The 20,400-nt window shown below is 73.3% G+C and carries 15 protein-coding genes; 3 read left to right on the forward strand and 12 right to left on the reverse strand.

Going from position 1 to position 20,400, the window contains the following annotated elements:
• Positions 1–3 precede the first annotated feature (3 nt).
• Entirely contained in the window at positions 4–2,739 is a 2,736-nt protein-coding gene (gene pepN / locus GCU69_RS20340; protein WP_156206815.1) for an aminopeptidase N, read from the reverse strand.
• Between the two features lie 261 nt (positions 2,740–3,000).
• On the opposite strand from pepN, the gene GCU69_RS20345 reads away from it, so the two are divergent.
• The gene (locus GCU69_RS20345) at positions 3,001–4,260 is read left to right on the forward strand and encodes a M20 family metallopeptidase (protein WP_156206816.1); all 1,260 of its coding nucleotides are present in this window, start codon (positions 3,001–3,003) and stop codon (positions 4,258–4,260) included.
• Positions 4,261–4,760: 500 nt separating this feature from the next.
• On the opposite strand, the gene GCU69_RS20350 is transcribed toward GCU69_RS20345, so the two are convergent.
• Complete coding sequence (locus tag GCU69_RS20350) at positions 4,761–5,081, reverse strand: chorismate mutase (RefSeq protein WP_156206817.1); 321 nt, start codon at positions 5,079–5,081, stop codon at positions 4,761–4,763.
• 299 nt (positions 5,082–5,380) lie between these two features.
• Between GCU69_RS20350 and GCU69_RS20355 the strand changes: the two genes are divergently transcribed.
• On the forward strand, positions 5,381–6,289 hold the full coding sequence (locus tag GCU69_RS20355; protein ID WP_098751414.1) for a hypothetical protein: 909 nt from the start codon (positions 5,381–5,383) through the stop codon (positions 6,287–6,289).
• A gap of 323 nt (positions 6,290–6,612) precedes the next feature.
• The gene (locus GCU69_RS20360) at positions 6,613–7,053 is read left to right on the forward strand and encodes a CBS domain-containing protein (RefSeq protein ID WP_098751415.1); all 441 of its coding nucleotides are present in this window, start codon (positions 6,613–6,615) and stop codon (positions 7,051–7,053) included.
• A gap of 572 nt (positions 7,054–7,625) precedes the next feature.
• Here GCU69_RS20360 and GCU69_RS20365 read toward each other — a convergent pair.
• From GCU69_RS20365 to GCU69_RS20410, 10 genes are all read right to left on the reverse strand, one after another.
• The gene (locus tag GCU69_RS20365; RefSeq protein WP_098751416.1) at positions 7,626–9,089 is read right to left on the reverse strand and encodes a glutamate synthase subunit beta; all 1,464 of its coding nucleotides are present in this window, start codon (positions 9,087–9,089) and stop codon (positions 7,626–7,628) included.
• Entirely contained in the window at positions 9,082–13,698 is a 4,617-nt protein-coding gene (gene gltB, locus GCU69_RS20370) for a glutamate synthase large subunit (RefSeq protein WP_156206818.1), read from the reverse strand. Before gltB ends, GCU69_RS20365 begins: the two co-directional genes overlap by 8 nt.
• A gap of 317 nt (positions 13,699–14,015) precedes the next feature.
• Entirely contained in the window at positions 14,016–14,765 is a 750-nt protein-coding gene (locus GCU69_RS20375) for a VIT1/CCC1 transporter family protein (RefSeq protein ID WP_098751418.1), read from the reverse strand.
• A gap of 137 nt (positions 14,766–14,902) precedes the next feature.
• Positions 14,903–15,979, reverse strand: coding sequence for a prolipoprotein diacylglyceryl transferase (lgt, locus tag GCU69_RS20380; protein WP_156206819.1), 1,077 nt, complete (start codon positions 15,977–15,979; stop codon positions 14,903–14,905).
• 57 nt (positions 15,980–16,036) lie between these two features.
• Positions 16,037–16,444, reverse strand: coding sequence for a hypothetical protein (locus GCU69_RS20385; protein WP_156206820.1), 408 nt, complete (start codon positions 16,442–16,444; stop codon positions 16,037–16,039).
• A 151-nt stretch (positions 16,445–16,595) separates the two neighbouring features.
• Complete coding sequence (gene trpA, locus GCU69_RS20390; RefSeq protein WP_098751421.1) at positions 16,596–17,420, reverse strand: tryptophan synthase subunit alpha; 825 nt, start codon at positions 17,418–17,420, stop codon at positions 16,596–16,598.
• Positions 17,420–18,667 carry a tryptophan synthase subunit beta gene (gene trpB, locus GCU69_RS20395; protein WP_098751422.1) on the reverse strand — a complete coding sequence of 416 codons (1,248 nt, stop codon included), beginning with the start codon at positions 18,665–18,667 and terminating at the stop codon, positions 17,420–17,422. The genes trpA and trpB overlap by 1 nt, the downstream gene beginning before the upstream one ends.
• Before the next feature lie 164 nt (positions 18,668–18,831).
• Positions 18,832–19,014 (reverse strand): tryptophan biosynthesis modulator TrpM, encoded by a 183-nt coding sequence (gene trpM / locus GCU69_RS34595; RefSeq protein WP_156206821.1) that lies wholly within the window; start codon positions 19,012–19,014, stop codon positions 18,832–18,834.
• A gap of 7 nt (positions 19,015–19,021) precedes the next feature.
• Positions 19,022–19,831: an indole-3-glycerol phosphate synthase TrpC gene (gene trpC, locus GCU69_RS20405; protein WP_098751424.1), complete on the reverse strand. Its 810-nt coding sequence runs from the start codon at positions 19,829–19,831 to the stop codon at positions 19,022–19,024.
• 177 nt (positions 19,832–20,008) lie between these two features.
• On the reverse strand, positions 20,009–20,400 hold a 392-nt coding region (locus tag GCU69_RS20410), incomplete at its 5' end, for a DUF2752 domain-containing protein (RefSeq protein ID WP_156206822.1).

Consider the following 20,400-nt stretch of genomic DNA (forward strand, 5'->3'; position numbering starts at 1 on the left):
GTGTCAGCCGGCGGCGAGGGACTCCCGGACCCGCAGGGCGCGGGCCAGGTCGGCCAGCTGGTCGGCGAGCTTGCGGCGCAGCGCGGGGACGGGCCCGGCGTCGCGCAGGCACTCCTCGCCCCTCCGCAGCGTGTCCGGGGTGACCGCGTGGAAGGGGAAACCGGGACCGCCGAGGACGGCCGCGACGGCGGGGCCCCGGCGGGCCGCGGAGGCGACGGCGGCCGGGAAGTAGCGGTCGGTGTGGCGGGCGAGCAGTTCCTGTTGCTCCGGCTGCCAGAAGCCCTCGGCGGTGGCGGCGACGACCCGGGTCGACAGCTCGTCGGCGTCGAAGAGGTCCCGCCAGGCCGCCTCCTTGGCCGCCGGGTCCGGGAGGGCGGCACGGCAGCGGGCCGCGCCCTCCCGGCCGGTGGCGCTGGGGTCCCGCTCCAGTTCGGCGCCGACGGCGTCGGTGTCGGTGGCACCGAGGACGGCGAGGCGGTACAGGAGCCGCCAGCGCAGCTCGGGGTCCAGCCGGGGGCCCGCGGGGAAGGTTCCGTCGGCGAGCAGGGCGTGCAGCTCACCGGGGTCGGTCGCGGCGCCGAGGAAGGTGCGGGCGGCGCTGAGGCGCAGCCCGGCGCTGCTGTCGCCGGTCAGCCGGAGCAGGTCGCGGCAGACGGTGGTGAGGGTGGCGAGGGCGACCGGGCGGGCGTCCGGCGGCAGATAGCGGTCGGCGACCTGGTGCCGGGCGAAGCCGAGGACGCCCTGGACGACGGCGTTGTCCCGCTCGTGCGGCAGATGGGCGCGGGCGGCGTCGAGGTAGGCGGCGGGCGGCAGGTCGCCGTCGCGCACCATGTCGCGGAGGGTGGTCCAGACGGTGGCGCGGGCGAGCGGGCCGGGAAGGCCGGACAGGCCGGTCAGGGCGCTGTCGAGGGAGGCGGGGTCGAGGCGGACCTTGGCGTACGCGTCGTCGGTCGCGTTGAGGAGCACCAGGTCCGGGCGGGTGCCGGGAAGGGTCAGGGGGGTGCCGTCGCCGTCGGCGGGGACCTCCGCCGGGAAGCGGTCGCGGAGGACCGGACCGGCGGCGGGGTCGTCCGCCCGGTCGTAGGCGTGGACGGTGAGGCGGTGCGGCCGGGTGCCGGTGTGCCGGACCGTCAGCTGCCAGGTGGGTCCGGAGCCGGCGGCGGCGGACCCGGCGGCCGGTCCGGTGCCCGTACCGGAACGTGCGGCCGGTCCGGAGCCCGTGCCGGCGTCCGCGGCGGGGCCCGCCCCGGTGCCCGGGGCTTCCGCACCGGCGCCGGTGACGGTCGCGGTGAGGGTGTCGACGCCGGTCGTGCGCAGCCAGCGGTCGGCCCAGGCGTGCACGTCGCGGCCGGAGGCGCGGGCGAGGGAGTCGATGAAGTCGGCGAGTGTCGCGTTGCCGAAGCGGTGGCGGGCGAAGTGGTCGTTGATGCCCGCGAGGAAGTCCTTCTCGCCGAGCCAGGTGACGAGCTGGCGCAGCGCGGCGGCGCCCTTGGAGTAGGAGATGCCGTCGAAGTTGAGCAGCGCGGAGGCGGTGTCGGGCACGTCGCGCGGGCGGGGCGCGACGGGGTGGGTGCTGGGGCGCTGGTCCGCGTCGTATCCCCAGCACTTGCGGGCGACGGCGAAGTCGGTCCAGGCACCGGTGAAGTCCGTGGCCTCGACGACGGTCTGATAGCCCATGTACTCGGCGAAGGACTCGTTCAGCCAGATGTCGTCCCACCAGCGGAGGGTGACGAGGTCGCCGAACCACATGTGGGCCATCTCGTGGGCGATGGTCACGGCTCGGGTCTGCCGCTCGGTCTCGGTCACGGCGGAGCGCGGCACGAACTCGTCGCGGAAGGTGACGAGTCCGGGATTCTCCATGGCCCCGGGGTTGAACTCGGGGACGAACGCCTGGTCGTAGGAGTCGAAGGGGTACGGCTCGTCGAAGATCTCGTGGTAGCGGTCGAAGCAGGCGCGGGTGATGCCGAGGAGTTCCGCGGCGTCCCGGTCGAGTTCGGCTCCCAGGGAACGGCGGATGTGCAGCCCGAACGGCAGCCCGGCGTGCTCGGTGGTCACCGAGTGCCAGCGGCCGGCGGCGAAGGCGACGAGATAGGGGCTGATCAGGGGCGTGGGGGCGATCCGCCAGCGCACCGGGTCCGCTCCGGTGCCGCCGGTGTCCGGCCCGGCACCGCTGTCCGGCCCGGCACCGCTGTCCCGCCCGGCACCGCTGTCCCGCCCGGTGGCCGGGAGTCGTTCGGTGGCCGGGAGGCGTTCGGCGATGCCGTTGCCGAGCACGGTCCAGCCCTCCGGCGCGAGCACCGAGCAGGCGAAGACGGACTTGAGGTCGGGCTGGTCGAAGGCGGCGAACACGCGCTGGACGTCGCTCAGGAAGCATTGGGAGTAGACGTACGTCTCGCCGTCGGCCGGGTCGGTGAAGCGGTGCATGCCCTCGCCGGTGCGGGAGTACCGCATGTCGGCCTCGACGCACAGCTCGTGGTCGCCCGCGGCGAGCCCGGTGAGCGGCAGCCGGTTGTCCTCCAGGGCTCCGGGGTCGAGCTCCCGGCCGTCGAGCACGGCGCGGCGCAGCGTGGCGGGCCGGATCTCGGCGAAGGTGTCCCCGGCCGCGGCGGTGGAGAACTCGATCACCGCGCGGGAGCCGAAGAGATCCTCGCCCCGGGTGAGGTCGAGGTCCACGGTGTACCGGTGGACACGGAGCAGTCCGGCTCGGCTCTGCGCTTCGTCGCGCGTCAGTTCGGGCATGATCCCATGCTGCCGTACGGCCTGCCGGACGCGCATGCCGGTTCCTTGCGCGCGCCCGGCGGGGCGTCCCGGGCGCGGCATCCCGGGCGCGGCATCCCAGCGGGACGACGCGGCTGCCCGGCCCGGGCGGTCGGCCCGGCGCGCTCCCGGCGGCGCGCTCCCGGCACTCCGCGCCGCGCTCCCCGGGTGCGCGGCGCGGACGCGCGTACGGCAAGGTGGTCGTCCGGAGCAGACCGCCGCGGGACCGACCGGGAGAGGGCGATGAGCAGCGCACAGGAGAGCACCGGGCGGAACCCGGGGGCGGCAGGGCACCGCGCCGAGCCGGACACGGGCGCGGGCGCGGTGGCGGGCGCGGTGGCGCGGGCGCGCGCCGAGAGCCGTGTCGGTGAGTTCGCCGGGCGGCTGCTGGAGTTGAGCCGGTCGCTGCACGCCGACCCGGAGGTGTCGTTCGACGAGCACCGGGCGGCCGGGCGGCTGGCCGCGCTCATGGAGGGCGCGGGCTTCGATGTCACGCGCGGGGCGTACGGCCTGGAGACCGCGCTCAGCGCCTCGTACGGCAGCGGTGACCTCACCGTGGCCGTCTGCGCCGAGTACGACGCGCTCCCCGGCATCGGCCACGCGTGCGGGCACAACGTGATCTGCGCGGCGGGTGCCGGAGCCGCGATCGGCCTGGCGGCCGCCGCCGACGAGCTGGGTTTCAGGGTGCTGCTGCTGGGGACGCCGGCCGAGGAGGAGGGCGGCGGCAAGGTCCTGATGCTGGAGCGGGGCGCCTTCGACGACGTGACGGTGGCGATGATGGCGCACCCCGGCAAGCACGACGACACCGATCCGCGTTCCTCCACCACGGCCGTGTCCCGGTTCGAGGTGACCTTCACCGGCCGGGCCGCGCACGCCGGGCTCTCCCCGCATCTGGGCGTCAACGCGGCCGACGCGACGGTCGTCGCCCAGGTGGCGGTCGGCCAGCTCCGGCAGCAGATCCAGGACGGGCGGCGGGTCGCCGGCTTCGTCCGGCACGGCGGCGAGCGCTCGAACATCGTCCCGGAGCGGGCGGTCCTGGAGTTCGAGGTGCGCACCCCGACCGGCGAGGAGCTGGCGGAGCTGAAGGAGCGGGTGCTGGACTGCTTCCGGGGCGCGGCGGTCGCGACGGGCTGTGAGGTGTCCTTCCGGCCGACCCAGCCGGACTATCTGGACCTGCGCAACGACGCGTGGCTGATGGGGGCGTACGAGGACGGGCTGCGCGCCGTGGGGCGCGAGATCCCGGCGCGTCCTGCGGAGCCGCGCCGGCTGGGCGCCTCCACCGACATGGGCAACGTCACGCAGGCGCTGCCGGCGATCCACCCGGGCATCGGCATCCTCGGCGCGCAGGGCTCGCCGCACACCCGGGAGTTCGCGGACTGGACCGGGACGGCGGCGGCGGACGACGCGGTGCTGGCGGCGGCCCGGGCGATGGCCCACGCCGGTGTGGCGCTCGCCGCGGACCCGGAGCGCCGGGCGCACTACCGGGCGCTGCGCTCCGGCTGACCCGCCCCGGGGCCCGGGCGGCCGGGAGCCCGCGGTCCGGCAGACCCGTGATGCGGGACCCGGGGGAGGCGGGGATCCGGGGATTCAGGAACTCGGGGGTTCAGGCAACTCGGGGGCTCAGGGGCCCCGGGGTTCAGGGACTCGGAGGTGCACGCACCCCCGAAGGTGCACGCACCCCCGGAGGTTCAAGCACCCCCGGAGGCTCAAGCACCCCCGGAGGTTCAAGCACCCCCGGAGGCTCAGGGACCCCCGGAGGCTCAGGGACCCCCGGAGGCTCAGGGACCCGGTCAGGACCTCGGGACCCAAGGGGCCGGGCCCCGGAACAGCCCCGAGCGGGCCCCGCGTGCGCCGGGCGGCCCCGCCCCGCTCCGGGACCCTGGCCCCGCCCCGCTCCGGCACCGTGGCCCCCCGCCGCTCAGGCACCCTGGCCCCGCGCCCCCGTGACCCCCGCGCCCCCCGTGCCCCCGTGCACCGCGGACGCCGCCGAGCGCCCGGAGCCGTCAGGCGCGGGCCATCGTCTCGTGGTGCCGGATGACCTCGGCGATGATGAAGTTGAGCAGCTTCTCGGCGAACGCCGGGTCGAGCTTCGCGCTCTCCGCGAGCTGCCGCAGCCGGGCGATCTGCCGGGCCTCGCGCTCGGGGTCGGCGGGCGGCAGCCGGTGCTCGGCCTTGAGCCGGCCGACCTGCTGGGTGCACTTGAAGCGCTCGGCGAGCATGTGGACCACGGCGGCGTCGATGTTGTCGATGCTGTCGCGAAGCCGCTCGAGTTCCTCGCGCACGGCCCCGTCGATGGCGGCGTGCTCCGGGTTCTGGTCGGTCATCGGGGGCTCCGTAGCTGGTCACGGACGGGCACAGGGCGTCACCGTAACAGGCTGTGGGCCGCCGCCGCCCGCCCCGTCCACGCCGCGGACCCGGCCGCCGCCGCCCGCCCTCGCACGCCCCGGACCGGAGCGCCACCGCCCGCCCTTCAACACCCCGGACCCGGCCGCCGCCGCCCGCCCTCGCACGCCCCCGACGGGGAGGCCGCCGCCCACCCCTCAACACCCGGGACCCGGGCGCCGCCGCCCGCCCCGCAACGCCGTGGAACGGGGCGCGCGGCCGGGCCCGTACAGTGGTCCGGGTGACGCCGCCGAGCCACGAGACCGCACAGGCCTTTCCGCATCTGGACACGGTGCGGTCCGCCATCACGGCGCTCTACCGCCATCTGTCCCACGACACCGTCCGCTCCTTCGCCGCCAGCGTGGTCCCCGCCGACGTGGCCTTCGCGGACCACGACGACCTGCAGCTGGGCGTGCAGCGCGTCGCGCACACCATGGTGTCGCACCTGGGACTGCCCGACGCCCGCGTGATCGTCGCCTTCCGGGACATGGCCCACGCGGCCAACGTCGAACTCACGGCCGGGCCGGAGTATTCCGTCGAGCTCAACTCCCGCTTCCGCGAGCACCGCCGCGACATCGGTGCCGCGCTGGCGCACGAGGTCATGCACGTCTATCTGCACCGCGCCGGGCTGTCCTTCCCCGGCACCCGGGACAACGAGATCCTCACCGACACCGCCACCGCCTATCTGGGCGCCGGCTGGCTGCTCCTGGACGCCTTCCGGGAGGACGCGCTGACCTCGCAGCGGCTGGGCTATCTCACCCCGGAGGAGTTCGGGTACGTGCTCGCCAAGCGGGCGCTGGCCTTCGGCGAGGATCCGTCGCCGTGGTTCACCAGCCCGCAGGCCTACACCGCGTACACCGCGGGCATGGCGCTGGCCCGGCGGGACGGGGAGCAGCCGCCGCTCACCGCCGCGGGCCGGTTCGGCCGGCACCGTTACGCCCGGGCCCGGCGCACCGCCTCCGCCGCCCCGGTCCCGGGAGCCCCGCCGCCCGTCGTCCTCCCCGGCACGCCGTACAGCTTCGAGTACGGGTCGCCGCTGCGCGTGTCGTTCCCCTGCCCCACCTGCCACCAGCGGATCCGTGTGCCGGTGCGCGGACGGGTACGGGCCCGCTGCACGCTGTGCCGCACGATCCTGGAGTGCGACACCTGACCGGCCGGGCCCCCGCCCGGAAGCGGGCAGCCCGCCGGGCCCCGTGACCGCGGCGGGCGCGGTCCGGCCCGGAAGCGGAACCGGGGCCCGACCGGCGCGTACCCGATTTCGGCCGGCCGGGCCCGGCCGCCCCCGAACCCGCCCGTACCCGCCCGTACCCGGACCCGCCCGTACTCGCCCGCACCCGGACCCGCCCGCACCCGGACCCGCCCGTACTCGCCCGCACCCGCCCGGACCGGGCCGGCGGAAATCGGATTACGCTCCTCCGTTCGTGGCACCCGGACGGAGCAAGACGTCTTCGTACGCCGGAAGGAAGTGCCGACATGGCTGCCCAGCAGAACATGACGGCCCGCGATGCCATGACCGCGGGCGCCCAGTGCGTCGGGGAGCGGCAGACGCTGCTCGACGCCTGCAAAATGATGCGGGACCTCGAAGTGGGTGCCGTGCCCATCTGCGGGGACGACGACAGGCTGAAGGGCCTGATCACGGACCGTGACATCGTGGTCGACTGTTGCGCGGAGGGCCGCGATCCGGCCGATGTGTACGCCGGCGAGATGGCCGGTGAGCTGCACTGGGTGGACGCCGACGCGGACATCTCCGAGTGCCTGAACCTGATGGAGACGCACCAGATCAAGCGCCTCCCGGTGATCGACGTCAAGGACGACCACCGGCTGGTCGGCATGATCAGCGAGACCGACCTGGCGAAGAACCTCACCGACGACCAGCTCGCGGAGTTCGTGGAGCACGTCTACGCCCCCAGCTGATCACTGCGCGGACGACCCGCGCCCGTCCGCGATGCCCCGGTCAGCAGCTCTTGGGCGGGCAGACGCGGAACGCTGAGGTGTCCACAGGGAAAGAGAAGGGTTCGGGCAGCTCGACGGGCTGCCCGAACTCGTACGTCTCGACAGTCGCGTAGCCGGGCTTCTGCGGACGCCAGTACTGGAAATGGGTGAGATGAGCGCCTGCCCCGGAAGCGCCCACCAGTCCCGCACCGTGAACTGGGAGAGCAGAAGAGCCTGAATACGGTTGTGGAAGGTGCCGCGGAGGCCCGCGTCACGATCTTTCCATCGATGAGTTCGATCTTCAGCTGATCGAGTTCTGGAAGCTTCTCCAGGAAAACGCAGCAGCTCGTGCCTGCCTTGAAGGCGGCGGTTCCGGTCACGGCGCACCCGGTCCCGGTCCGGGTCCCGGCCTTGGCCTCGGTCCCGGTTTCAGGAGAACATGCCGCGGCGCCTGCATCCGGTCGGGGACGGCAGGCGCCGTGGCGTGTTCCGTACGTCGCTGTACGGGAACAGCCGTGCCGCGGCCGGGGCCCTTTGGCCCCGGCCGCGCGGGTTCAGACGGTCAGGGCGCGGTCCGTCGGCCTGATCGGGGCGGGCAGCGCGCTGGCCGCTCCGGTCAGGTAGCGGTCGACGCCCTTGGCCGCCGAGCGGCCCTCAGCGATCGCCCAGACGATCAGGGACTGGCCGCGGCCCGCGTCACCGGCGACGAAGACGCCGTCGACGTTGGTCGCGTAGTCCTGGTCGCGGGCGATGTTGCCGCGCTCGTCCAGCTCCAGGCCGAACTGCTCGACCAGGCCGTTCTCCCGGTCGGTGCCGGTGAAGCCCATGGCGAGGGTGACCAGCTGGGCCGGGATCTTCTGCTCGGTGCCGGGCTTCTGCTCCAGCTTGCCGCCGGTGAACTCGACCTCGATGAGGTGCAGCCACTGGACGTTCCCCTCCTCGTCGCCCTCGAAGTGGGTGGTGGAGACCGAGTACAGCCGCTCACCGCCCTCCTCGTGCGCCGAGGTGACCTTGTAGAGCATGGGGAAGGTCGGCCAGGGCTGGTTCGGGTTCCGCTCCTCGCCCGGCCGCGGCATGATCTCCAGCTGGGTGACGGAGAGCGCGCCCTGCCGGTGGGCGGTGCCGACGCAGTCGGCACCGGTGTCGCCGCCGCCGATGACGACGACGTGCTTGCCCTCGGCGCTGATCGGGGAGACCGTCAGGTCGCCCTCCTGCACCTTGTTGGACAGCGGCAGGTACTCCATCGCCTGGTGGATGCCGTTCAGCTCGCGGCCCGGCACCGGCAGGTCACGGGCCGTGGTCGCGCCGGCGGCGACGACCACCGCGTCGTAGCGCTTGCGGAGCTTCGCGGCGTCGATGTCCCGGCCGATCTCGATCTCGGTACGGAACTTCGTGCCCTCCGCGCGCATCTGCTCGATGCGGCGGTTGATGTGCCGCTTCTCCATCTTGAACTCGGGGATGCCGTACCGCAGCAGGCCGCCGATCCGGTCCGCGCGCTCGTAGACCGCGACGGTGTGCCCGGCACGGGTGAGCTGCTGGGCCGCGGCCAGCCCGGCCGGGCCGGAGCCGATGACCGCGACCGTCTTGCCGGACAGCCGCTCCGGCGGCTGCGGGGTCACGTCGCCGGCCGCCCACGCCTTGTCGATGATGGTGACCTCGACGTTCTTGATGGTCACCGCCGGCTGGTTGATGCCCAGCACACACGCCGACTCGCACGGGGCGGGGCAGAGCCGGCCCGTGAACTCCGGGAAGTTGTTCGTGGCGTGCAGCCGCTCGATGGCCGCGCCCCAGTCGTCCCGGTAGGCGTAGTCGTTCCACTCCGGGATGAGGTTCCCGAGCGGGCAGCCGTTGTGGCAGAACGGAATGCCGCAGTCCATGCACCGGCCGGCCTGCTTGCTGATGATCGGCAGCAGGGAGCCGGGCTTGTAGACCTCGTTCCAGTCCTTGACGCGCTCTTCGACGGGACGGGTCTCGGCGACCTCGCGGCCCGTGGTCAGGAAGCCCTTGGGGTCAGCCATTGATCGCCGCCTCCATCATCTTCTCGTGGGTCTCGGGCTCGGAGAGCCCGGCTCGCTCGGCGGCGTCCTTGGCGGCGAGCACTGCCTTGTACGTGGCGGGCATGACCTTCGCGAAGCGGGTCACGGCCGTGTCCCAGTCGGCGAGGAGGGCCTCGGCGACGGTCGAACCGGTCTCCTCCCGGTGGCGGCGCACCACACCGTGCAGCCACTCGGCGTCGGCGGCGTCGAGCGCGCCGACGGCGGACACCAGCTCCGCGTTGACGTTGTCCGGGTCGAGGTCGATGACGTACGCGACACCACCGGACATGCCGGCTGCGAAGTTGCGCCCGGTCTCGCCGAGGACGACGGCCTGGCCGCCGGTCATGTACTCGCAGCCGTGGTCGCCCACGCCCTCGGAGACGACGGTGGCGCCGGAGTTGCGGACGCAGAAGCGCTCGCCGACCCGGCCGCGGAGGTGGATCTCGCCGCCCGTCGCGCCGTACGCGATGGTGTTGCCCGCGATGGTCGAATACTCGGCGAGATGGTCGGCGCCGCGGTCCGGGCGGACCACGATCCGGCCGCCGGACAGGCCCTTGCCGACGTAGTCGTTGGCGTCGCCCTCCAGCCGCAGCGTCACGCCCCGCGGCACGAAGGCGCCGAAGGACTGGCCCGCGGAGCCGGTGAAGGTGATGTCGATCGTGTCGTCCGGCAGCCCTTCGCCGCCGAACTTCTTGGTCACCTCGTGGCCCAGCATGGTGCCGACGGTCCGGTTGATGTTCCGGATCGCGAGCTGCGCCCGGACCGGCTGAGCGGCCTCGGGGCTGTCCGCGGCCAGGGCGTCCTCGGCGAGCTTGATCAGCTCGTTGTCGAGGGCCTTTGCCAGCCCGTGGTCCTGCTCGACGGCGCGGTGCCGTACGGCGCCGTCCGGCAGCTCCGGAACGTGCAGCAGCGGCTCCAGGTCCAGGCCCTGGGCCTTCCAGTGGTCCACGGCCCGGGTGGTGTCCAGCAGCTCGGCGTGGCCGACCGCCTCCTCCAGGGTGCGGAAGCCCAGCTCGGCGAGGAGTTCCCGGACCTCCTCCGCGATGAACCGGAAGAAGTTGACGATGTACTCGGCCTTGCCGCTGAACCGCTCACGGAGCACCGGGTTCTGGGTGGCGATGCCGACCGGGCAGGTGTCCAGGTGGCAGACGCGCATCATGACGCAGCCGGAGACGACCAGCGGCGCGGTGGCGAAACCGAACTCCTCGGCGCCCAGCAGCGCGGCGATCAGGACGTCACGGCCGGTCTTGAGCTGGCCGTCGGTCTGCACGACGATCCGGTCGCGCAGCCCGTTGAGCAGCAGCGTCTGCTGGGTCTCGGCGAGGCCCAGCTCCCAGGGGCCGCCCGCGTGCTTGAGCGAGGTGAGCGGCGAGGCGCCGGTGCCACCGTCGTGGCCGGAGATCAGCACCACGTCGGCGTGCGCCTTGGAGACGCCCGCGGCGACGGTGCCGACGCCGACCTCGGAGACCAGCTTGACGTGAATGCGCGCCTGCGGGTTGGCGTTCTTCAGGTCGTGGATCAGCTGGGCGAGGTCCTCGATGGAGTAGATGTCGTGGTGCGGCGGCGGGGAGATGAGCCCCACGCCCGGCGTCGAGTGCCGGGTCTTCGCCACCCACGGGTAGACCTTGTGACCGGGCAGCTGGCCGCCCTCGCCGGGCTTGGCGCCCTGGGCCATCTTGATCTGGATGTCGTCGGAGTTGACCAGGTACTCGCTGGTGACACCGAAGCGGCCGGAGGCGACCTGCTTGATGGAGGAGCGGCGGGCCGGGTCGTAAAGCCGGTCCGGGTCCTCGCCGCCCTCGCCGGTGTTGGACTTGCCGCCCAGCTGGTTCATGGCGATGGCGAGGGTCTCGTGCGCCTCCTTGGAGATGGAGCCGTACGACATGGCGCCGGTGGAGAAGCGCTTGACGATCTCCGAGGCGGGCTCGACCTCGTCGAGGGAGACCGGCTCGCGTTCGCCGGCCTTCAGCGCGAACAGGCCGCGGAGCGTCATCAGCCGCTCGGACTGCTCGTTCACCCGCTCCGTGTACTGCTTGAAGATGTCGTAGCGGCGGGAGCGCGTGGAGTGCTGGAGCCGGAAGACCGTGTCCGGGTCGAACAGGTGCGGCTCGCCCTCGCGGCGCCACTGGTACTCGCCGCCGATCTCCAGCGCGCGGTGCGCCGGGGCGATGCCGGAGACCGGGTAGGCCTTGGCGTGCCGGGCGGCGACCTCCTGGGCGATGATGTCCAGCCCGGCGCCGCCGATCTTGGTGGCGGTGCCGTGGAAGAACTGCTCGACGAACTCCGGGTCCAGACCGACGGCCTCGAAGACCTGCGCGCCGCGGTAGGAGGCGACGGTGGAGATGCCCATCTTGGACATCACCTTGAGCACGCCCTTGCCGAGCGCCTTGATGAGGTTCCTGATGGCCTGCTCGGCCTCGACGTCGGTCAGGAAGGTCCCGGCCCGGACGAGGTCCTCCACGGACTCCATCGCGAGATACGGGTTGACGGCCGCGGCACCGTAGCCGATGAGCAGCGCGACGTGGTGCACCTCGCGGACGTCGCCCGCCTCGACGAGCAGCCCGACCTGGGTGCGCTGCTTGGTGCGGATCAGGTGGTGGTGGACCGCCGAGGTGAGCAGCAGCGAGGGGATCGGCGCGTGCTCGGCGTCGGAGTGCCGGTCGGAGAGCACGATGAGCCGGGCGCCGCCGGCGATGGCGTTGTCGGCCTCGGCGCAGATCTCGGCGATCCGCGCGGCCAGCGACTCGCCGCCGCCGCTCACCCGGTAGAGGCCGGAGAGGGTCGCGGCCGCGAGTCCGGGCAGGTCGCCGTCGGCGTTGATGTGGATGAGCTTGGCCAGCTCGTCGTTGTCGATCACCGGGAACGGCAGCGTGACGCTGCGGCAGGACGCGGCCGTCGGCTCCAGCAGGTTGCCCTGCGGGCCGAGGGAGGAGACCAGCGAGGTGACGAGTTCCTCGCGGATGGCGTCCAGCGGCGGGTTGGTGACCTGCGCGAACAGCTGGGTGAAGTAGTCGAACAGCAGCCGGGGGCGCTCGGAGAGCGCGGCGATCGGCGAGTCGGTGCCCATCGAGCCGATCGGCTCGGCACCGGCCTTGGCCATCGGCGCGAGCAGGATCCGCAGCTCCTCCTCGGTGTAGCCGAAGGTCTGCTGCCGGCGGGTGACCGAGGCGTGGGTGTGCACGATGTGCTCGCGCTCGGGCAGGTCGGCCAGCCGGATCAGTCCGGCCTCCAGCCACTCCTGGTAGGGCTGCTCCGCGGCGAGCTGGGCCTTGATCTCGTCGTCCTCGATGATCCGGTGCTCGGCGGTGTCCACGAGGAACATCCGGCCCGGCTGGAGGCGGCCCTTGCGGACGACCTTCTCGGGCGCGATGTCGAGGACGCCGACCTCGGAGGAGAGGACGACGAGGCCGTCATCGGTGACCCAGTAGCGGCCGGGGCGCAGACCGTTTCGGTCGAGCACCGCGCCGACCTGGGTGCCGTCGGTGAAGGTGACGCAGGCCGGGCCGTCCCAGGGCTCCATCATCGTGGAGTGGTACTGGTAGAAGGCGCGCCGGGCCGGGTCCATCGAGGCGTGGTTCTCCCAGGCCTCGGGGATCATCATCAGGACGCTGTGCGGCAGCGAACGCCCGCCGAGGTGCAGCAGCTCCAGCACCTCGTCGAAGGAGGCGGAGTCGGAGGCGCCGGGCGTACAGACCGGGAAGATCCGCTCCAGGGCGCGCCTGTCCTCGGCGCTGTTCCCGAAGAGATCGCTGACCAGCTGCGATTCCCGCGCCCGCATCCAGTTGCGGTTGCCCTGGACGGTGTTGATCTCACCGTTGTGGGCCACGAACCGGTACGGGTGTGCCAGCGGCCAGCTCGGGAAGGTGTTGGTGGAGAACCGGGAGTGGACCAGCGCGATCGCGGTGGCGAAGCGGCGGTCGGAGAGGTCCGGGAAGAAGGGCTCCAGCTGGCCGGTGGTCAGCATGCCCTTGTAGACGATGGTCCGGGCGGACAGCGACGGGAAGTAGACGCCGGCCTCGCGCTCGGCGCGCTTGCGCAGCACGAAGGCCTTGCGGTCCAGGGCCAGGCCGCTCTCGTCCGCGGTGCCGGAGACGAAGAGCTGGCGGAAGGCGGGCATCGTGGCGCGGGCGCCGTTGCCGAGCAGCTGCGGGGCGACGGGCACGTCGCGCCAGCCGAGGACGTTCAGTCCCTCCTCGGCGGCGACGGCCTCGATGCGCGCGGCAGCGGCGGCGGCGTCCTCCTCCCCGGCGGGCAGGAAGGCGATGCCGACGGCGTAGGAGCCGGCCTCGGGCAGGGTGAAGGAGACGTGTTCGCGCAGAAACGCGTCCGGGACCTGGAGCAGGATGCCCGCACCGTCACCGGAGTCGGGCTCGGAGCCGGTGGCGCCGCGGTGCTCGAGGTTGCGGAGCACGGTCAGGGCCTGATCGACCAGCTGATGGCTCGCCTCGCCGGTGAGGGTCGCCACGAAGCCGACGCCGCATGCGTCGTGCTCGTTGCGCGGGTCGTACATCCCCTGCGCGGCAGGGCGTCCGTCCATGGGGGACCAGGCGGCGGAACCACCGGTCTCGGAGTGCGTGGACGCGAAACGCATCGGCTCTCCCGTCGTCGTCGTGGCAGTGTCAGTGCCGAGGGACGACGTTGGCCCTCTGCGATTTTTCGTGCAGGTTACATGATGGGCCGGGTCTCGAAAATCGAAAGCGGCATTCCATCATTCGGACACCCACACTGCTCAATGGGGTGGATTGGGGGAGCTCAGAGGCGTTACCAACCGGGTTCCTGCCTTCATGCTCCGGCGCCGGTCGGGCGACACTGCCCGTAGCGCTTCGGGCTCATGCCCACGGAGCCCGGGGCCGAAACCGATCGGTAACAGTTCTTGCTCCGGCCGGGCGGGAGGACCACCCGGCCACCTCAGCCGACGGCCGTTCCGAAGAGGACGCCCAGGCCGTACGTCACGGCTGCCGCGGCGCCTCCGAGCAGCAGCTGACGCAGTCCGCTGAACCACCAGGAACGGGCTGTGACTCTCGCCACGACCGCGCCGCAGGCGAACAGACCGGCCAGCGCCAGCAGCACCGCGGGCCACAGCTCCGTGGCCCCGAGCAGATACGGCAGCACCGGGAGCAGCGCCCCCACCGCGAAAGAGCCGAACGATGATACAGCCGCGACGGCGGGCGAAGGAAGGTCCGTGGGGTCCACCCCCAGCTCCTCCCGGGCGTGGATCTCCAGGGCCTGCTCGGGATCCTTCGACAGCTGCTCGGCAACCTCGGCTGCCAGCCGGGGCTCCACACCCCGCGACTCGTACAGCTCGGCCAGCTCCTGCTGCTCGTCCTTGGGATGGCGGCGCAGCTCGCGGCGTTCCACCTCCAGCTCGGCGAGGACGAGTTCGCGCTGCGAGGCGACGGAGGTGTACTCGCCCGCGGCCATGGAGAACGCGCCGGCGGCGAGGCCGGCGAGCCCGGTGAGGACGATGGTCCCCGGGGCGACGGCGCCGCCCGCCACACCGCTGATCAGCGCGAGGTTGGACACCAGTCCGTCCATGGCGCCGAAGACCGCGGGGCGCAGCCAGCCGCCGTTGACGTCGCGGTGGGTGTGGTTGTCCCGGTGCGCGCCGTGCGGCGCGTCCTCCGCGGTCGTCCTGTCAGCGGCTGCCGTGCCGGCCATGGTCGTGTGCTCCCTTCCCCGCGGAAGGGCCCGATGGCCCTTCCGTCCCTTCGAAGGTAGGCACGCGCAGGCCCCCCGCGCCAGCAAGGAAGGCCTAACTTACCTTCCTGACCTGCGGTTTTACGGGGAGCTATGACTCAGGACTTCCCGGACGCGCCGGATTCCGCCGAGCCGCCGGCCCGCGCGGCGCCGCCGCCCGGAGCCGCCCCGCCGTCCGGAACTGCCCCGCCGTCCGCGTCGTCGGAGCCACCGGCGTCACCGGTTCCGCCGGAGCCTGCCGAGCTGCCCGGGTCGGCGGCGCTGTCGGGGTCTTTGGACTGACCGGACTGACCGGACTCACCGGACTCACCGGACTCACCGGACTCACCGGCGGCTTCGGCCGCACGGGCCTCCTCGGCCGCCGGCTCCACGATCTCCTCCCGGCCGGGGCTCACCCGGGCCGAGACGATCAGGTAGGCCACCGCGGCGAGGAACACCAGGATCGAGGTCCAGACGTTCAGCCGCAGACCGAGGATGTGGTGGGCCTCGTCGATCCGCATGTACTCGATCCAGCCCCGGCCCACGGTGTACGCGGCGACGTACAGCGCGAAGGCCCGGCCGTGACCCAGCTTGAAGCGCCGGTCCGCCCAGATGACCAGCAGGGCGACGCCCACGCACCACAGCGACTCGTACAGGAACGTCGGGTGGAAGGTGCCGGGAAGGCCGTCGGCGGTGTGCTCGGCGTCGATCTTCAGGGCCCACGGCAGATCGGTGGCCTTGCCGTAGAGCTCCTGGTTGAACCAGTTGCCCCAGCGGCCGATCGCCTGCGCGAACGCGATGCCCGGGGCGACGGCGTCCGCGTACGCCGGCAGCGGGACGCCCCGGCGGCGTGCGCCGATCCAGGCGCCGACGGCACCGAGGGCGATGGCGCCCCAGATCCCGAGGCCGCCCTCCCAGATCTTGAACGCGTCGACCCAGTCGCCGTTCTCGCCGAAGTAGGGCTCGTAGGTGGTGCACACGTGGTAGAGCCGTCCGCCGACGAGGCCGAAGGGCACCGCCCACACGGCGATGTCGGCCACCGTCCCGGGCAGGCCGCCGCGGGCGATCCAGCGCCTCCCGCCGAGCCAGACGGCGACGAAGACACCGATGAGGATGCAGAAGGCGTAGCCGCGCAGCGGGACCGGTCCGAGTTCGATCACACCGGTCGACGGGCTGGGAATGTATGCGAGGTCCATGGCGAGGACGACGCTACCGTGCCGGGCGGGACGGTGGACAACCCGCCCGGCAACGGCTCAGTAACGGGCGGGCCCCAGAAGCCAGGAGAGCGCCAGCATCACGAGCAGGAAGCCGGCGAACACGACGACCGCCCGGGCGGTGCCGTTCGCCCGGAACCACCCGGCCAGGCCGCCCGGCGCGGGGCGCCAGGTCTCCTGCCGCCGCCGCCCCGGCCTGCCGGTGCGGCGGCGCGGCGGCCTCGGGCGGCGCTTGGCGGCGCCGGTGCCCCGGCTCCCCCGGGACTCCTCCTCGTCCAGCCGGCGCAGCCGCTCGGCGACCATCCGGGCCCGGGCGGAGGGCTCCTTCGGGGCGTCCTTGCGGGAGGCCCCGTCGAGGTCCCGCAGGAAGGCCGCCCAGTCCTCCTCGGACAGGGCCGGCCGGTCCTCGGGGTCCCTGCCGGACGGGGGCGGCTCGGCGGTGGTCACGGCTCTCCTCGGATCACATGTCGCGGTGTGCCGCGGCGCCGGGCGACGGCACCGCACTCGAACACATGTGGGGGTATCCCAGCCTAAACCACCGGCCGCGCCCGGCGGGCCGGAACGGAATCCGTCCCGTTCCGGCCGCCGGGCGCCCGGATCAGCCGGTGCGCACGGTGCCGCGGGCCAGCTCGCCCGCGAGGGTACGGACGTCCGCGAGCCCGGCCTCCGGGCCGGGTGCGTCCAGCAGCCGCTTGACGAAGGCGGAGCCGACGATCACCCCGTCGGCGAAGGCCGCGACCTCGGCGGCCTGCTCGGCGTTCGACACCCCGAGCCCCACGCAGACCGGCAGCCCGGTGGTCGCCCGGGTGCGGCGCACCAGGTCCTGGGCCTGCTCGCCCACGGACTCGCGCGTGCCGGTGACGCCCATCAGCGAGGCGGCGTACACGAAGCCGCTGCCCGCCGCCGTGATCTTCCGCAGCCGCTCGTCACGGCTGCTCGGCGCGACCACGAACACCGTCGCGAGGCCGTGCTCCTCGCCGGCCTTCCGCCACACCTCGGACTCCTCGACCGGCAGGTCGGGCAGGATGCAGCCCGCTCCCCCGGCATCGGCTAGATCGGCGGCGAACCGCTCGGCGCCGTACTGGTCGACGGGGTTCCAGTACGTCATGCACAGCACCGGCGCCCCGGTGCGCGCGTGCACCTCTCCCACGGTGCGGATCACGTCCCGGATCCGCACCCCGCCGCGCAGCGCGATGTCGTCGGCGGTCTGGATGACCGGGCCGTCCAGCACCGGGTCGCTGTGCGGCAGCCCGATCTCGATGACGTCGCAGCCGCCCTCGACCATCGCGCAGGCCGCACGGATGCCGCCCTCGATGTCCGGGAAGCCCGCCGGCAGATAGCCCACCAGCGCGGCCCGGTTCTCCGCCTTGGCCTTCGCCAGTACGGTCCCGAGAAGCTCCCTGTTCCCCGCGTTCCCCGCCATCACTCCGCCTCGATCTCGTCGCTCGGGTCGTACAGGCCGAAGTACCGGGCGGCCGTGTCCATGTCCTTGTCGCCGCGGCCCGAGAGATTGACCAGCAGCAGCCCCTCGGAGCCCAGCTCGCGGCCCAGCTCCAGGGTGCCCGCCAGCGCGTGGGCGCTCTCGATCGCCGGGATGATGCCCTCGGTCTCGGAGAGCAGGCGCAGGGCCTGCATGGCGTCGTCGTCCGTCACCGCGCGGTACTCGCCGCGGCCGGAGTCCTTCAGATAGGCGTGCTCCGGGCCGACCCCCGGGTAGTCCAGTCCCGCTGAGATGGAGTACGGCTCGGTGATCTGGCCGTCCTCGTCCTGGAGGACGTACGACCGGGAGCCGTGCAGGATCCCGGACGTGCCCTCGGAGAGGGTCGCCGCGTGCTCCCCGGTCTCGACCCCGTGCCCGGCCGGCTCGAAGCCGACGAGCCGCACGGACAGGTCGGGGATGAACGCGTGGAACAGCCCGATGGCGTTCGAGCCGCCGCCGACACACGCCGTCACCGCGTCCGGCAGCCGCCCGGCCCGCTCCAGGATCTGCCGGCGGGCCTCGACGCCGATCACCCGGTGGAAGTCGCGGACCAGCGCCGGGAACGGGTGCGGCCCGGCCACGGTCCCGAACAGGTAGTGCGTCCGGTCCACATTGGCGACCCAGTCCCGGAACGCCTCGTTGATCGCGTCCTTGAGCGTCCGGCTGCCGGACTTCACGGCGATCACCTCGGCACCGAGCATCCGCATCCGGGCCACGTTGAGGGCCTGCCGCTCGGTGTCGATCTCGCCCATGTAGATGGTGCATTCGAGCCCGAACAGCGCGCAGGCGGTCGCCGTCGCGACACCGTGCTGGCCCGCGCCGGTCTCGGCGATCACCCGGGTCTTGCCCATGCGCTTGGTGAGCAGGGCCTGCCCGAGCACATTGTTGATCTTGTGGGAGCCGGTGTGGTTCAGGTCCTCGCGCTTGAGGAAGACCCGCGCGCCGCCCGCGTACTCCGCGAACCGCGGCACCTCGGTCAGGGCGCTCGGCCGGCCCGTGTAGTTGACCAGCAGGTCTTCGAGCTCGGCCGCGAAGGCCGGATCGCCCTTGGCCTTGGCGTACTCCTCGGCGACCTCGTCGACGGCCGCGACGAGGGCCTCGGGGATGAACTTTCCGCCGAACGCGCCGAAGTAGCCCTCGGCGGTCGGGACCAGACCCTCGGGGTCCGGAATGAAGAAGTCAGAAGGCATCTGCGTACTCCTGATACGGGGCCCGCGCCCCGTGAGATCTCATCGGTCTGTGGACGTGTTCCCGCGCCGGGGAACCGCTCGGCCCGCCGTACGGGTGCCCTCCGGGCCCACGGCACGCCGCGGCGGCAACGGCCGCGGCGGCTGACGGTCAGCCGGTCAGCAGGTCAGGCGGAGAGGCACCCGGCGGTGCCCTGCCATCGCATGCCGTTGATCTGACCCGGCTCACAGCCGATGTGATAGCGCACCCGCCGTCCCCGCACCCGCCGCGCGGGCGCGCGGCAGCCCCTCGGCCGGCAACCGCGCGCCAGGCGCGCGTGCGGCGGGGTGTGCGGGGAGGCGGAAGTCATGGCGGCGTCAGGCCCGCCCGTGCCGCAGCGCCGGGTGCGCGCCCGCCGCCACCAGGTCGGCCACCGCGGCCTTCGGGTCGCGCCCGGTGACGAGCGACTCCCCCACCAGCACCGCGTCGGCGCCCTCGTTGGCGTAGGCGATCAGGTCGTGCGGGCCGCGCACGCCGGACTCGGCGACCTTCACGATGTGCTCGGGGATCTCCGGCACGATGCGGCCGAAGTTCGCCCGGTCCACTTCCAGGGTCTTGAGGTTCCGCGCGTTGACGCCGATGACCCGCGCGCCCGCGGCGACGGCCCGCTCGGCCTCCTCCTCGTCGTGCACCTCGACCAGCGGCGTCAGGCCGATCGACTCGGCGCGCTCGATGAGCGACACCAGGGCCTCCTGGTCCAGGGCCGCGACGATCAGCAGCGCGAGGTCCGCGCCGTGCGCCCGGGCCTCCCACAGCTGGTAGGAGGTGACGATGAAGTCCTTGCGCAGCACCGGGATGTCGACCTTGGCGCGTACGGCCTCGAGGTCGGCCAGCGAGCCGCCGAACTTCCGGGCCTCGGTCAGCACGCTGATCACGGCCGCGCCGCCCGCCTCGTAGTCCGCGGCGAGTCCGGCGGGGTCGGCGATCGCGGCGAGCGCGCCCTTCGAGGGGCTGGAACGCTTGACCTCGCAGATCACCTTGACGCTGTCGCCGCGCAGTGCGGCGGCGCCGTCCTTGGCCTGCGGCGCCTTCGCGGCGCGGTCCTTGAGCTCCTCGAGGCTGACACGTGCCTGCCGTTCCGCGAGGTCAGCACGGACTCCGTCGATGATCTCGTCGAGCACACTCACGCGAGCGGCCCCCTTCCGGGACGGGTGATGGAGCTTGCGGCGCGTCGGCGCCGGGCGGGCGCCGCCCCGACGGTGACCGTGCGAGGCACTGCGATGGTATCCGGCCGAGGGCGGAGTGCTCGCATCCGGTCAGCGGCGGTCCCACCAGCTGGACATTACGGACGGCCGGCTGCGGCGTCACGGGGCGAGCCAGCCGCCGGCGGGCAGATTGCGGACCACCGTGAAGACCACGACCAGCAGCGCGGCGGCCGCCCACGCCGGCCGGCGCCACCGCGTCCGCGCCCGGCCGCACGCCCGGGCCGCCGCGACGACGGGCGCCGGAACGAACGCGGGGGCCCCGGGACGCCGCCGCAGGCACCGGACGGCCCAGCCGGCCCAGAGGCAGGACAGGGCCAGCAGGGCGGCCACGAGCAGCAGGTTCGCCTGCGCGGCGGCCACCGGGTCGCCGTGCGCCAGGGCGTGGGCGCCGCGCAGCCCGCCGCAGCCGGGGCACAGGATGCCGGTGTGGTGCAGCAGCGGGCAGACCGGGTAGTGGCCGGGTTCGTTCGGGTCGACGACGCCGACGCAGC

It is taken from the genome of Streptomyces lycii (assembly GCF_009735685.1).
Lineage (GTDB): Bacteria > Actinomycetota > Actinomycetes > Streptomycetales > Streptomycetaceae > Streptomyces > Streptomyces lycii.